The sequence below is a fragment of the Aurantiacibacter atlanticus genome (assembly GCF_001077815.2).
Lineage (GTDB): Bacteria > Pseudomonadota > Alphaproteobacteria > Sphingomonadales > Sphingomonadaceae > Alteraurantiacibacter > Alteraurantiacibacter atlanticus.
On sequence record NZ_CP011310.1, the window covers coordinates 1,588,270 to 1,601,803 of the forward strand.

The window sequence follows — 13,534 nt, forward strand, 5'->3', positions numbered from 1 at the left end:
CAATGCGCAAAAGCTTGATGACATTTGCCGGGGCCGCACTGGCCATGGGCCTCATCGCCGCGCCCGCACAGGCCCAGCGCGATCCGGCCTATGCCGCCGCCCGCGCCAATGGCCAGGTGGGTGAAAAGATGGACGGCTATCTCGGCATCGTCGGTGCCGCGACGTCCGAACTTCGCCGTATCGTTGACGATATCAATATCCGCCGCCGCGCAGTGTATGCAGAGCGTGCGCAGGCCGAAAATGCCACGCTGGAAGAATACGCCTTCACTTCGGGCTGTCTGGCCATTTCCCGAACCGCGCCGGGCGAGATGTATCAGGCGCCCGATGGGACATGGAAGCAGCGCGGCGCGGGCGCTCCTTTGCGCGATCCGCGTTGTCCGTAGGCCGATCAGCTACAGGCGCATCTTTTCCTATCCTTTTCGAACCCCACACCGGTTGACTCGCTAACACCCCCAATCTAAGGGGGCGGCGCCCTCGGAGGGTGGTGCGTTGCGCTTGTCATTTTCCTGTCTTACAGGGGCTGGCATGAGTGATGAACAACCCGAACGGGAACCCATTGGTGAGGATGCGCGAATTGACGCGCTCGAAGCGCGGCTGAAGGCCGCACGCGAGCGAGAAGATCACCGCAACCGAGCACAGGTCAAGGGATCGGATGCCAGCTACAAACTGGGCAACCGCGTTCTGGCTGATCTGTTAGGTGGGCTTCTTGGTGGTGCGGTTGTCGGATGGACCCTCGGCTGGTTCTTCGATGCCAATCCCTGGGGTCTGTTGGTTGGCCTGTTCCTCGGAATAGTGGTTGCCTTCAGGAACATATTTCGGATTTCAAGTCGCCGCCCCGACCAGGGCGGTGATTAGCAAGAAGCGCAAGGGGCACAGCAGACGTGGCAGGCGAAGCCGAAACGGCCAAGGTCGACCCGATGTACCAGTTTACCGTCGAGCCACTGCTCGGCGAGACCTGGAATATTGCGGGCTACAATATTGCGTTCACCAATTCCGCATTGTGGATGCTCATCACTGCGGTGGTGCTGTTCATCTTCATGATTGGCGGTATGAAGCGTGAACTAGTGCCGGGCCGTTGGCAGATGATGGTGGAAACCTTCACCGGCTTTATCGAAGATATGCTGGACGCCAACATTGGCGAGGCAGGGCGCAAATATGTGCCTTATATCTTCAGCCTGTTCATGTTCATCCTGTTCGCCAACCTTCTTGGCCTGATGCCGCTGGGGCTGGTGGGTCTGCACCCGTTCACCTTTACCAGCCATTTCACCATTACGGGCGTTCTGGCGATCATGAGCTTCCTGATCGTTCTGGTCGTCGGCTTCTGGAAACATGGCCTGCACTTTTTCAGCCTTTTCGTGCCCGCTGGCACGCCGCTGCCGATGGTGCTGGTGATCGCGCCGATCGAATTCATCTCCTTCCTGTTCCGCCCCTTCAGCCTTGGCCTGCGTCTTTTCGTCGCCATGATGGCCGGTCACGTCCTGCTCGAAGTGCTTTCCACTTTCGTCATCGACGGCTGGAATGCGGGTGCCGGTTTCGGTCTGCTTGTGGGTGTGCCCAGCTTTGTGTTGATGGTTGCCATTTGCGCGCTGGAAATCTTGGTCGCCGGCATTCAGGCCTATGTCTTTGCGCTACTCTCGTCGCTTTATATCAACGACGCTGAGAACCTGCACTAAGTTCGCTAATTTCTCCGCTTTTTGAATTACTTGAAAGGATTATCTCATGGATCTCGAAGCTGCCAAGATGGTTGGTGCCGGTCTCGCTGCAATCGGTGCAGGCATGGCCGCACTGGGCGTGGGTAACGTGTTTGGCTCATTCCTCGAAAGCGCGTTGCGCAACCCGGGTGCCGCAGACGGCCAGCAGGGTCGCTTGTTCATCGGCTTCGCCGCTGCCGAGCTTCTCGGCCTGCTGGCCTTCGTCGTAGCGATGATCATTCTCTTCGTCTGACGACACCGAACAATGTTGGCCGGATGCGTAAACATCCGGCCAACCCGACACCTGAACTTTCGCCTACAGACGGAATCCGTCCATGCCTCAGATAGCCCAAATGTCCGAAATCTGGTCCAGCCAGTTGTTCTGGCTGTTGGTCATTTTCGGACTTGTCTATGTCGTTATTGGCAGGGGCATGGTGCCCAAGGTCATGCAGACCGTGGGACTTCGTGACAGCCAGATCGCCGGCGATCTGGCCGCCGCGCAAGCTGCCCGTGACGCTGCCGATGAGGCTGAAGAAGCCTGGCGCAAGCGCGAGAATGAAAATCGTGAGCGGGCTCAGGATTTGGTGAATGAGGCCAAGGCCAAGGCGCAGGCCTCGACCGAAGCAAAACTTGCCGAGGTGCAGGCCGGGATCGACAGTCAGCTTGAAGAAGCGGAGGCGCGTATCGCTGCCAGCCGCGCCGAAGCTGCTGCCGAGATTGAATCGGTTGCCGCCGATGCGGCGCAGGATATTGCCTCCCGGCTCGCCAGTGTCAGCGTGACGCAGGCGACCGCTCGCAAGGCAGTGCAGGAGGCAATGATCCATGGCTAATGCAGCCCAAAGCACGCCCGAAGTTTTCGCGACTTCCGAGGCACAAGTTGAAGTTGCGGATTCGCATGGCGGCGCGGCAGTTCATGTTGAACCCGAACTGCTCGGTCTGGCGCCATTCCAGTGGGTATCCATTTCCATGGCCGTGCTGCTGCTGATCGCCTTTTTCGGCGCCAAGGTGCACAGGTCAATCGGTGGTGGGCTTGATAACAAGATCAAGACAATCCGCGACAATCTGGACGAAGCTAAGCAACTTCGCGCCGAGGCAGAGCTTTTGCGGCAGGAATATGCGGCAAAGATTTCCGGTGCGGAAAAAGATGCTGAGGCAATGCTCGCCAATGCAAGCAAGGAAGCAGACGGTATTGTGGCCAAAGCCAAGGAAGATACCGCCGCTATGATCACACGGCGTGAACGCATGGCGCAGGATAAGATCGCTGCGGCCGAGCGTGAAGCTGTGGCGGATTTGAAAGCGAGGGCTGCTGACATGTCGACCGCTGCCGCTGCCAGCCTGATTGCATCTAATCATGATGCCGCTGCCGACAGGGCCATGGCAGACAAAGTGATCAACCAGCTTTGATCCTGCCGTCTCGGATGGACTTCAGAAATTCAGGCGCGCCACATCTCTCGTGATGTGGCGCGCTTTTTCTTTGGTGACCCTCCCTGTTCCGGGATGCGTTTCTAGAACGCGTCTTTTGCCGCACGTAAAGCGGCAAAGGTTTCATGCGGCACATTGCCGCCCCAGCGCGCCTGTATCGCAGAATCGTCAGCACGCAGGAAAGGGTTGGTGTCCAGCTCACGCTTTAAAGGGAAAGGCACAGTCGGCGCGCCTTCCTTGCGCTTTTGGTCCACCCACTCGGCATAATTTTTCAGCTGCAGGTTATCGGGATCGGCATGCACCGCAAAATTTGCATTGGCCTGCGTATATTCATGCGCGCAGAACATTAGCGTTTCTTCGGGCAATTTCTTGAGCTTGGAAAGGCTTTCCCAGAATTGTTCTGGCGTACCTTCGAACATGCGGCCGCAACCAAGCGCGAACAGCGCATCGCCGACAAAGGCGATATCTTGGTCGATCAGATTATAGGCGATGTGGCCGCTCGTATGGCCGCCGACATCCATAACCTGTGCCGTATGCTTCCCCAGCTTGACGAGATTGCCCTCGGACACCTCACGGTCGATCCCCTTGATCTTGTCCGACTCGGCCTCGGGGGCGATGATCTTGCAGCCTGTTACGGCTTTGACAGCCTCGTTCCCACCGGCATGATCGGGGTGCCAATGGGTGTTCCAGATTTGCGTGATCGTCCAGCCGCGCTTTTCTGCCTGCGCCAGACATTCAGCCGCATCTGGCGTGTCGATACAGGCAGTTTCCTTGCTGGCAGGATCGTGGACCAGAAAGCCGTAATTATCCTGCAGAACCGGGAACTGATGGATGGCGATATCGGTGCTCATGATTTCTTCCCTATTGAATGGTGCGGCACTTTGGCCGGACATGCGAACCAGCTATGCCTGATGCACTCGAATATCGAGCATTTGGGCGTGCTGATAGTGGATCGGCAATGGGTGATCGGTTGCGCATCTTGCAGTCACACGCGTTCATTATTGCCGGGTCAGCGGTGGTGAGTGCACCGCATTGACTGCTGGCGCGCCGTGTTATGCCGGATGGGGCCATCGCGCCAGTTTACACGTCTGCCAGATGTAGGAAAGGCCCGCCTGCGGGTCGCGCAAGCAGGCCTTTTCCATTGTCGACGGTGGGAGTTTTACTCCTTGTCGGCATCCTTGTCGGACTTGTCGTCCTTCTTCAGCGCCGCACCCAGAATGTCGCCCAGCGATGCGCCTGAATCGGCGGAACCGAACTGTGCAACTGCTTCCTTCTCTTCGGCGATCTGATGCGCCTTGATGGAGAAGTTGGGCTTCTTGGAACGGTCAAAGCCGGTGACCATGGCATCGACCTTCTGGCCGGTCTGGAAGCGATCGGGACGCTGTTCGTCACGGTCGCGGCCAAGGTCCGAACGCTTGATGAAGCCGGTTGCGCCATCATCGCCAACCTGCACTTCGAGGCCGCCATCGCGCACTTCGAGGACAGTCACGGTGACAACTTCGCCGCGGCGCAGTGAATCGCCAACGCCGCCTTCTGCCGGAGCGCCCTTTTCGAGCTGCTTCATGCCGAGGCTGATGCGTTCCTTGTCGACATCGACATCGAGAACAACGGCCTGCACTTCTTCACCCTTGCGGTGCAGTGCCAGCGCGTCTTCACCCGAGATGCCCCATGCGATGTCGGACATGTGAACCATGCCGTCCACATCGCCGGGAAGGCCGATGAACAGACCGAATTCGGTAGCGTTCTTGACTTCGCCTTCGACGGTTGCACCAACGGGGTGCGCTTCGGCGAATTCTTCCCAGGGATTGCGGTGAGCCTGCTTGAGGCCAAGGCTGATGCGGCGCTTTTCGGCGTCCACTTCCAGAACCATGACTTCCACTTCCTGCGAGGTCGAAACGATCTTGCCGGGGTGAACGTTCTTCTTGGTCCAGCTCATTTCGCTGACGTGGACAAGGCCTTCGATGCCCGCTTCCAGTTCCACGAATGCACCATATTCGGTGATGTTGGTAACAGTGCCGGTGACCTTTGCGCCAACGGGATATTTGGCACCAACGCCTTCCCACGGATCGCTTTCAAGCTGCTTCATGCCGAGCGAGATGCGCTGTGTTTCGGCATTGATGCGGATGATCTGGACCTGCACGCTCTGGCCGATTTCGATCACTTCGCTGGGGTGGTTGACGCGCTTGTAGCTCATGTCGGTGACATGCAGCAGGCCGTCGATACCGCCCAGATCAACAAAGGCACCGTAATCGGTGATGTTCTTCACCACGCCTTCGGTCGTCTGGCCTTCTGCCAGCTGATCGATGAGTTCGCTGCGCTGTTCGGCGCGGGTTTCTTCCAATACGGCGCGACGCGACACGACGATGTTGCCACGGCGACGGTCCATCTTGAGGATCTGGAAGGGCTGCGGCATTTCCATGAGCGGAGTGACATCGCGCACGGGGCGGATATCGACCTGGCTACCGGGAAGGAAGGCCACGGCGCCGTCGAGATCGACGGTGAAGCCGCCCTTGACGCGGCCGAAGATGCGGCCTTCGACGCGCTTGCCTTCGCCAAATTCGCTTTCCAGCTTGTCCCATGCGGCTTCGCGGCGGGCACGGTCGCGGCTGAGCATTGCTTCGCCGTCAGCATTTTCGACGCGATCGACGAAAACTTCGACTTCGCTGCCGACTTCGAGGCCATGATCGTCTTCACCACGCGCAAATTCGCGCAGCGAGATGCGGCCTTCGGATTTGAGACCCACGTCGACGACGGCCATGCCGTTTTCGATCGCGGTAACGGTGCCCTTGACGACGCGGCCTTCGAAGCCGCCCTCGGCACCGCCGAGTTGTTCGTCAAGCATTGCCGCGAAATCGTCGCGGCTCGGGTTGGCGCTGGTTGCCATGTGTATGATAATCCTAATTCACGTTTTTGACCGGCCACCGGGTATGTCCCGGGGTCTTTCTCCGCCGTCCGCATGATTGCGGAAAACGGGCCAAAGGGCCGAACTGCCTGCACAGCCGAATGCCGAAACAGGCGTCTTCAGGGCGGCATGGACGAATGAGCAAGAGCAGCAGGAGAGGGCGTCGTTGCGCCCCGGCAGGAATACCGACCATGCTGGCTTGTCATTCGCGAACATGTAATCTGTCCGTCGAACGGTCGCGCCACTAGTCGAAATTAAGCAATAAAGCAATACAGATCAGCGGGCGCATGACCGCGACGTTTGCGCAATCGGCTAAGGGTAGGGTTGCTGTCCGGTTACTGTGTTGACCATATCAAGTGCCGCTGCAATCGCGTCATCCTTGCCAAGGCTGGTCGTGTCGATCACCAGTGCCTCGGGCGCAATCGTCAGAGGGGCGTCCTTACGAGCGCTATCGCGCGCGTCGCGCCGTTCCAGATTGTCGAGTATTTCCTCCAACGTCACAGCGCGCCCGCTGTCGCGCATTTCGGCATAGCGGCGCTGCGCGCGCGCCTCCACGCTTGCCGTGACATAGAGCTTCACCTGCGCATCGGGCGCGATGACCGTGCCGATATCGCGCCCGTCGAGCACTGCGCCGCCTGCCTGTGTGGCAAAGGCGCGCTGGCGGGCGAACAGGGCCTCCCGCACCGCTGGATGGATAGACACACGACTGGCAAGCCCGCCCACCGCCTCGCTGCGCAATTCCGGCTCGTCGAGCAGGCTATCATCGAAATCGGCAGCAGCGAGTGCATCGCTGGGCGCATCGGGATCTCCGCCAGCCAGTTCCACCTGCCGCCCCACCGCACGATACAGCAAGCCGGTATCCAGGTGCGGCAATCCGAAATACCGGGCGAGCGCCTTGGCAATAGTGCCCTTGCCGCTGGCCGTGGGCCCGTCGACCGCGATAATCATGCGCCATCATCCTTCGTGTGATCGGGCGCCTTGCGCAGGGACTTCGACAGCCCCCAGATGGCAATCGCTGCCCAAAAGCCTTCCAGAACGAGGCTCGGCAGATTGGTATGGACGAGGAGTGAAACGGTAAGGAAGGCTGCCCCCGCCAAATTGGTGCCGTGGAGAATGAACGGATTGGGTTTGTCAGATGCCGTGAGGTAAAAATAGGCACCAATGATGCATGCTGTGCCGACAAAGCCGACATAGCTAGCCCAGTCGAGACCGGCCGTGGTCATATCGCTCATGCCGCTGCATCCCCCAACAGGGTGATGAAGGTGGGGAAGCTGGTGGCGATGGGGGTGGTGTCATCCACTTCCACGCCATTGCGGCTGGCAAGACCTGCTATCGCCATGCTCATCGCAATACGGTGATCGAGATGGGTGACAACGCCTGTGTCTCTTGGTGTGCCGGGCAGCGCATCGCCTCCGGTGCCGTGTATCACCAGCCCATCCTCGCGTTCTTCAATATTTGCCCCCGCAAGCTGGAGAGCGGCCGCCATTGCGGCAAGGCGATCCGATTCCTTGACCCGTAATTCATCAAGGCCGCTGGTCGTCGTCGTGCCCTGCGCGAGAGATGCGGCGACGAACAGCACGGGAAATTCGTCGATCATGGCGGGCGCGACTGCTGGATCCACTTCTACACCGGTGAGGGCAGAATGGCGCACGCGCAGATCGGCCACCGGTTCGCCACCCACTTCTCGGCGCTTCTGTTCCTCAATTTTCCCTCCCATGTCGCGCAATACATCGAACAGTGCAGCGCGGGTTGGGTTGAGGCCGACATTGGTGATGAGCAGATCACTGCCAGGCACCAGCAGGGCGGCAACCACAAAGAATGCTGCGGAGGAAGGATCGCCGGGCACGGTGATAGTTTGCGGGCGCAACTCTGCTTCGCCGTGAATGGCAATGACGCGCTCGCCATTTTCCATGCCTACTTCAAGATTTGCGCCAAAACCGCGCAGCATCCGTTCGGAATGGTCGCGCGTTGGCACCGGCTCTATGATGGTGGTGATCCCCGCCGTGTTGAGGCCAGCCAGCAGCACCGCGCTTTTAACCTGCGCACTGGCAACCGGCAGGCGATAGCGGATGGGTACGGCAGGAGAGATTCCCCGCAACATCAGCGGCAGGGTTCCGCCCGTCGATGCCTCAAAACTGGCACCCATGAGGGACAATGGCTCGATCACCCGACCCATCGGACGCCCCGACAGGCTGGCATCGCCAGTAAACACCGTGTGTATCGGATGGCTGGCGACAAGCCCCATCAGGAGACGGGTGCTAGTGCCGCTATTGCCCATATCAAGCGCGCCCTGTGGCTGAAGCAATGACCCCACGCCAACGCCGTTTACGCTCCAGATGCCATCGTCGCCGCGTGCGATGCTTGCCCCCATGGCGCGCATTGCGGCAGCGGTGGCCAGCACGTCCTCACCTTCAAGCAAGCCGCTGATCCGGGTTTCGCCAACGGCCAGAGCACCTAGCATGAGCGAGCGATGGCTAATGGATTTGTCGCCCGGAACGGCGATGCGTCCGGTCAGCGGTCCAGTCGCTGAAAAACGCTTGGGGCGGGGTGGGTTGGAATGGCTCAAGGGACTGACTATCTCGCTTTGGGTAGGCGCGGTGCTTTGACAGTGCGATTGCCCTATGGCAAGGCGCGCCCGCTCGCGATTCCGTAGCTGCACGGATCGCATACGAATTTCCCGGACATTCCGGATGAGTTTAAGGACAGTTACGATGGTCAAGCCAGAATGGGGCGCCAAGCGCACTTGCCCCAAATGCGGTGAACGTTTTTACGATCTGGGTCAGGAAGACCCGGTCACCTGCATTGAATGCGGTAATGAATGGACGCCAGAGCCTGTGCTCAAGTCCAAGCAGCCGATCCCGTTCGATGAACAGGATAAGGAAAAGAAGGAAAAGAAGGAATCCGATTCCGATCTGGCGGATGACGATCTGGAAGACATCGACGTCGATGACGACGATGATTCGCCGGACAATGATGTGGACCTTGGCGGTGACGACGATCTTGGCGTCGAAACGTCCAAGGACGACAAGGAAGATGATAGCTGATCGGCAGGATCGGTTTCGGCGGTGCCGGGGATTTGTTCGTGTAACTTGATCCCCGGCTCGCAGGAATTAAGTCTTGCGTCAGCGGCGGCCCCGCAATAAAGGGCTGCCTCCTGCATCCACAGCCTCCCGGCCGGATGCGGAACATGAATGGAACGGGGCCTTAGCTCAGCTGGGAGAGCGCTACAATGGCATTGTAGAGGTCAGCGGTTCGATCCCGCTAGGCTCCACCATTCACGACGATACGGGTTCATAGCCCCGCTGGCTGACGAGGTTTCGTCCGCCGGCGTTTTTCGCGTTTATGCCAACCTCTTCCGGGCTGGCGGGCGCAACAGGAGTTGAGAAGCGCATGTTCGAAAGCCTGTCCGATCGCCTGAACGGTGTCTTCGATCGCCTGCGCGGTCGCGGCGCGCTCAGCGAACAGGATGTGCGCGATGCCATGCGCGAAGTGCGTGTGGCGCTTCTGGAAGCCGATGTTGCGCTGCCTGTTGCACGCGATTTCATCAGCCGCGTTACCGAACGCGCCGTGGGCCACGAAGTCCTCAAATCCGTCACGCCGGGCCAGCAGGTCATCAAGATCGTCAATGACGAATTGGTGGACATGCTGGGCGGTGAAGATTCCGATGGCGAGGCATCGCCGCTGCATCTGAATGTCACGCCGCCAGCAGTCATCATGATGGTCGGTTTGCAGGGGTCGGGAAAGACCACCAGCACGGCCAAGATCGCCAAGCTGCTGCGCGACAAGCAGGGCAAGAAGCCCATGATGGCGTCGCTCGACGTCAATCGTCCCGCAGCGCAGGAACAGCTGGCCATTCTGGGCGAGCAGGCGGGCGTGGCAACGCTGCCGATTATCGAAGGCCAGCAGCCGGTCGATATTGCGCGCCGCGCGATTGAATCGGCGAAACTCCAGAACGTGGACGTGCTGCTGCTCGATACTGCTGGCCGCCTGCATGTCGATGAAGTGCTGATGGCCGAAATGAAGGCGGTTGCGGGCGTTTCTACCCCCGCTGAAGTGCTGTTGGTGGTCGATAGCCTGACAGGCCAGGACGCGGTCAATGTCGCGCAAAGTTTTACCGATGAAGTGCCGCTGACCGGCGTTGTCCTCACCCGTATGGATGGCGATGCGCGCGGCGGTGCGGCGCTTTCTATGCGCGCTGTCACCGGCAAGCCGATCAAGTTCGCCGGTACGGGCGAGAAGCTGGACGCGATAGAGCGCTTCCATCCGGCGCGCGTTGCCGACCGCATCCTTGGCATGGGCGATGTGGTCAGCCTTGTCGAAAAGGCTGCCGAAAGCATCAAGGCCGAGGATGCCGAAGAACTTGCCAAGCGCATGATGGCGGGCAAGTTCGACATGAACGATCTGCGCAAGCAATTGCAGCAGATGCAGAACATGGGCGGGCTGGGCATGTTGGCGGGCATGATGCCGGGCATGAAGAAAGCCAAGGCCGCGATGGCCAATGCTGACATGGACGACAAGGTTCTGGTGCATATGGACGCCATCATCGGCTCCATGACCAAAAAAGAGCGCACTCAGCCTCAGCTTCTGAATGCCAAGCGCAAGAAGCGCGTGGCAGCGGGCAGCGGCACATCGGTGCAGGAGGTCAACAAGATCCTCAAGATGCATCAGGAAATGGGCCGCGCGATGAAACAGATCAAGAAAATGGGCGGACTGAAAGGCCTTGCCGCCATGTTTGGTGGCGGTGGTGGCGGAATGTCCGGCGGCGGGGGCGGCGGGGGCGGCGGTATGCCCGGTCTTCCCGGCGGCGGTGCTGGCGGCCTTCCGCCCGACTTGCAGAATTTATTGAACAAGAAGTGATTACAAAAGTTTAGTTTGGAAAGGTAAGACACAATGGCAATTGCAATTCGCCTCTCGCGCGGTGGCGCAAAGAAGCGTCCGTATTATCGTATCGTGGCAGCAGACAGCCGCCGCGCACGTGACGGCAAGTATCTGGAGCAGTTGGGCGTTTATAACCCGCTGCTGGCCAAGGATAATCCCGATCGCGTGAAGCTGATCGAAGATCGCATCCGTTACTGGCTGGGCGTCGGCGCACAGCCGAGCGACCGTGTCCTGCGTTTCCTCGACGCGGCTGGCATTATGGAACGCACCGCGCGCAACAACCCGAAAAAGGGTGAGCCAGGCGAAAACGCCAAGGAACGCGCTGAAGAAAAGGCCAGTAAGGCCGCCGAAGCTGAGGAAGCCAAGAAAGCTGCTGAAGAAGAAGCCAAGGCCGAAGCTGCCAAGCCTGCTGAGGAAGCGCCTGCCGATGAAGGTGCTGGCGAAAATGAAGCTACTGGCTCCGTCAAGTCCGATGAGACTGCCGATGCTGTAGCAGAAGCTTCGACCGAAGCAGCCACCGATGCGAGCGATGCAGAATCCACCGCAGTTGCAGAAGAAGTCAACGAAGGCGGTCCGCCGCTCGCCGATGACGCGCCTGCGAAAGAAGCAGAAGACAAGGCCGAGGGCTGAACCCCTTGGCACAGGACAAGCCCGTTACTCTTGCCGCCATCAGTGGCGCGCATGGGGTGACGGGCGAAGTCCGCCTGAAGCTGTTTGGAGAGGGGCTGGCCAGCTTCAAGCCGCATAAGAGCTTCAACGATGGCGCTTTGACGCTGAAGAAGGTCAAGGATGACAATAAGGGCGGTGCCATCGCTCGCTTTGCCGAAATCCCTGACCGCACCGCCGCTGAAAAACTGCGGGGCACCACGCTTAACGTCCCGAGATCCGCACTCCCACCGTTGGGCGAGGGTGAATATTATCACGCCGATCTGCTCGGCCTGCCCGCCGTGTCCGACACGGATGAGGCTTTGGGCGAAGTGATTGCAGTGAATGATTTTGGCGCAGGGGACGTGATCGAGATCAGGCGCGCGACCGGCAAGACCTTTATGGTCCCTATGCGCAAGGAAGCCGTGCCTGAATGGAATGACGCGCGCCTTGTGGTGAGTGGCGAATTCGCCGAAGACTAGGGCCATGGTCACGCCGCCCGACATGCTGAAGGTCGCCATCTACCAAGCTGCGCCTGTGCCGCTCGCCATTTCGGGCGGTATCGACAAGGTCGTTCGTCTGGCGCGTGGGACGGCGGAGCGGATTGCAATCTTTCTTGGTATGGCAATCTCTGTTGGCATACAGATTTTCGACAATGCAACCGATGTTGATGCACCTCTGACGCAGGCTTTAATCCATATTCCAATATACCTGCTACCTTGCATAGCGTTCACCTGGTTTCTCAACTGGTCTTTGAATGAGAAACTCTCTTCGTGGTCAGAAGCAATCGAATGACTTTTACCGCCACCGTTCTCACGCTTTACCCGGAGATGTTCCCCGGCCCCTTGCGCATCTCGCTCGCGGGCCGCGCTCTGGAGGAGCAGAAGTGGTCGTGTGAGACGATCCAGATTCGCGATTTCGCCACCGACAAGCACCGCACCGTCGATGATACACCCGCAGGCGGCGGGGCGGGGATGGTGCTGAAGGCCGATGTGCTTGGCAGTGCAGTCGATCATGCCATCCAGCGCCAGCCCAGAACGCCCATCCTCGCCATGACGCCACGCGGCAGGCCGATCACGCAGGAGCGTATTCGAGAGATCGCCAGCGGCCCCGGAATTATACTGTTGTGCGGCCGTTTCGAAGGCTTTGACGAGCGTGTTTTCGATGCTCGGCCGCAGATCGAGCAAGTCAGCCTTGCCGACATCGTCCTGTCGGGCGGAGAACCTGCCGCTTTGGCCATACTCGACGCTTGCATTCGGCTGCTTCCCGGCGTAATGGGCGCGGCTTCTAGCGGGACTGAAGAATCGTTCGAGGACGGTCTTTTGGAATACCCGCAATATACCCGACCTCAGGAATGGGAAGGGCGCACGATCCCTGAAGTGCTGCGATCGGGGGATCATGCGAAAATCGCCGCGTGGAGGAAAGACTGCGCGGAAAACGATACTCGGCTACGCAGGCCCGATCTTTGGGAGCGCCACGGGGGCACTCCGGATCAGCCTGCCTCTGGTGTGCAGCGGAAAAAGTAGGAAAAACAGGCCATGAACCTGATCCAGCAGCTCGAGGCGGAAGCCATCGAAGCCCTCGGGAAAGACATTCCCAATTTTCGCCCCGGCGACACCCTTCGTGTCGGCGTAAAGGTGAAGGAAGGGACCCGTGAACGTGTCCAGAATTTTGAAGGTGTATGTATTGCCCGCTCCAACCGCGGCATGGGCAGCAATTTCACCGTTCGTAAAATGAGCTTTGGCGAAGGTGTGGAACGTGTGTTCCCGCTTTACGCGCCGATCGTCGATTCGATCACCGTGGTGCGCCGCGGTGTCGTGCGTCGTGCCAAACTTTATTATCTGCGTGGCCGCACCGGCAAGCGCGCTCGTATTGCAGAGCGTCGGGAAAACGTGGCCAAGTAAGGCCGCGCTTTTCAGCATGCGAACACATGAGGGGCGGCTTTCCGGGTGCGGAAAGCCGCCCCTTTGTTTGCGGGCATGAATGATGACGAAAA

Annotated in this window: 17 protein-coding genes, 1 tRNA gene and 1 pseudogene; 14 read left to right on the forward strand and 5 right to left on the reverse strand. The window is 59.4% G+C overall.

Annotated features, from left to right (window positions below; all coding sequences use genetic code 11):
- The first annotated feature begins 2 nt into the window (after positions 1-2).
- From CP97_RS07695 to CP97_RS07720, 6 genes are all read left to right on the forward strand, one after another.
- Positions 3-383 (forward strand): YdbL family probable chaperone protein, encoded by a 381-nt coding sequence (locus tag CP97_RS07695; RefSeq protein WP_418202080.1) that lies wholly within the window; start codon positions 3-5, stop codon positions 381-383.
- 142 nt (positions 384-525) lie between these two features.
- Positions 526-855, forward strand: coding sequence for an AtpZ/AtpI family protein (locus CP97_RS07700; protein WP_048885459.1), 330 nt, complete (start codon positions 526-528; stop codon positions 853-855).
- A 26-nt stretch (positions 856-881) separates the two neighbouring features.
- Positions 882-1,673 carry a F0F1 ATP synthase subunit A gene (locus CP97_RS07705; RefSeq protein WP_257730308.1) on the forward strand — a complete coding sequence of 264 codons (792 nt, stop codon included), beginning with the start codon at positions 882-884 and terminating at the stop codon, positions 1,671-1,673.
- A gap of 46 nt (positions 1,674-1,719) precedes the next feature.
- The gene (locus CP97_RS07710; protein ID WP_048885460.1) at positions 1,720-1,944 is read left to right on the forward strand and encodes a F0F1 ATP synthase subunit C; all 225 of its coding nucleotides are present in this window, start codon (positions 1,720-1,722) and stop codon (positions 1,942-1,944) included.
- An 82-nt stretch (positions 1,945-2,026) separates the two neighbouring features.
- A complete protein-coding gene (locus CP97_RS07715) occupies positions 2,027-2,521 on the forward strand; it encodes a F0F1 ATP synthase subunit B family protein (protein ID WP_048885461.1) in 495 nt (164 codons plus the stop codon).
- A complete protein-coding gene (locus CP97_RS07720) occupies positions 2,514-3,095 on the forward strand; it encodes a F0F1 ATP synthase subunit B family protein (protein ID WP_048885462.1) in 582 nt (193 codons plus the stop codon). The genes CP97_RS07715 and CP97_RS07720 overlap by 8 nt, the downstream gene beginning before the upstream one ends.
- Before the next feature lie 101 nt (positions 3,096-3,196).
- Here the strand turns inward: CP97_RS07720 and gloB are convergent, their stop codons facing one another.
- From gloB to aroA, 5 genes are all read right to left on the reverse strand, one after another.
- Positions 3,197-3,964 (reverse strand): hydroxyacylglutathione hydrolase, encoded by a 768-nt coding sequence (gene gloB, locus CP97_RS07725; protein WP_048886836.1) that lies wholly within the window; start codon positions 3,962-3,964, stop codon positions 3,197-3,199.
- Positions 3,965-4,272: 308 nt separating this feature from the next.
- Positions 4,273-5,997: a 30S ribosomal protein S1 gene (rpsA, locus tag CP97_RS07730; RefSeq protein ID WP_048885463.1), complete on the reverse strand. Its 1,725-nt coding sequence runs from the start codon at positions 5,995-5,997 to the stop codon at positions 4,273-4,275.
- A 330-nt stretch (positions 5,998-6,327) separates the two neighbouring features.
- The gene (locus CP97_RS07735) at positions 6,328-6,963 is read right to left on the reverse strand and encodes a (d)CMP kinase (RefSeq protein WP_048885464.1); all 636 of its coding nucleotides are present in this window, start codon (positions 6,961-6,963) and stop codon (positions 6,328-6,330) included.
- Positions 6,960-7,247 (reverse strand): CBU_0592 family membrane protein, encoded by a 288-nt coding sequence (locus CP97_RS07740; protein ID WP_418202066.1) that lies wholly within the window; start codon positions 7,245-7,247, stop codon positions 6,960-6,962. Before CP97_RS07740 ends, CP97_RS07735 begins: the two co-directional genes overlap by 4 nt.
- Positions 7,244-8,581 (reverse strand): 3-phosphoshikimate 1-carboxyvinyltransferase, encoded by a 1,338-nt coding sequence (aroA, locus tag CP97_RS07745; protein WP_048886838.1) that lies wholly within the window; start codon positions 8,579-8,581, stop codon positions 7,244-7,246. Before aroA ends, CP97_RS07740 begins: the two co-directional genes overlap by 4 nt.
- A 145-nt stretch (positions 8,582-8,726) precedes the next feature.
- On the opposite strand from aroA, the gene CP97_RS07750 reads away from it, so the two are divergent.
- The 8 genes and pseudogenes from CP97_RS07750 (at position 8,727) to rplS (ending at position 13,442) form a co-directional block, all read left to right on the forward strand.
- A complete protein-coding gene (locus CP97_RS07750) occupies positions 8,727-9,059 on the forward strand; it encodes a TIGR02300 family protein (protein WP_048885465.1) in 333 nt (110 codons plus the stop codon).
- A gap of 154 nt (positions 9,060-9,213) precedes the next feature.
- Positions 9,214-9,289 (forward strand) — tRNA-Ala (locus CP97_RS07755).
- 116 nt (positions 9,290-9,405) lie between these two features.
- The gene (gene ffh / locus CP97_RS07760; RefSeq protein WP_048886839.1) at positions 9,406-10,872 is read left to right on the forward strand and encodes a signal recognition particle protein; all 1,467 of its coding nucleotides are present in this window, start codon (positions 9,406-9,408) and stop codon (positions 10,870-10,872) included.
- A gap of 33 nt (positions 10,873-10,905) precedes the next feature.
- Positions 10,906-11,337: pseudogene (gene rpsP / locus CP97_RS07765) on the forward strand (30S ribosomal protein S16); the annotation flags it as partial.
- A gap of 191 nt (positions 11,338-11,528) precedes the next feature.
- Positions 11,529-12,020, forward strand: coding sequence for a ribosome maturation factor RimM (gene rimM / locus CP97_RS07770; RefSeq protein ID WP_048885467.1), 492 nt, complete (start codon positions 11,529-11,531; stop codon positions 12,018-12,020).
- A 4-nt stretch (positions 12,021-12,024) separates the two neighbouring features.
- Positions 12,025-12,333 (forward strand): carbon-nitrogen hydrolase family protein, encoded by a 309-nt coding sequence (locus tag CP97_RS07775; RefSeq protein ID WP_048885468.1) that lies wholly within the window; start codon positions 12,025-12,027, stop codon positions 12,331-12,333.
- A complete protein-coding gene (gene trmD / locus CP97_RS07780) occupies positions 12,330-13,064 on the forward strand; it encodes a tRNA (guanosine(37)-N1)-methyltransferase TrmD (RefSeq protein ID WP_048885469.1) in 735 nt (244 codons plus the stop codon). Before CP97_RS07775 ends, trmD begins: the two co-directional genes overlap by 4 nt.
- A 12-nt stretch (positions 13,065-13,076) precedes the next feature.
- Positions 13,077-13,442 carry a 50S ribosomal protein L19 gene (rplS, locus tag CP97_RS07785; protein ID WP_048885470.1) on the forward strand — a complete coding sequence of 122 codons (366 nt, stop codon included), beginning with the start codon at positions 13,077-13,079 and terminating at the stop codon, positions 13,440-13,442.
- Positions 13,443-13,534: the final 92 nt, after the last annotated feature.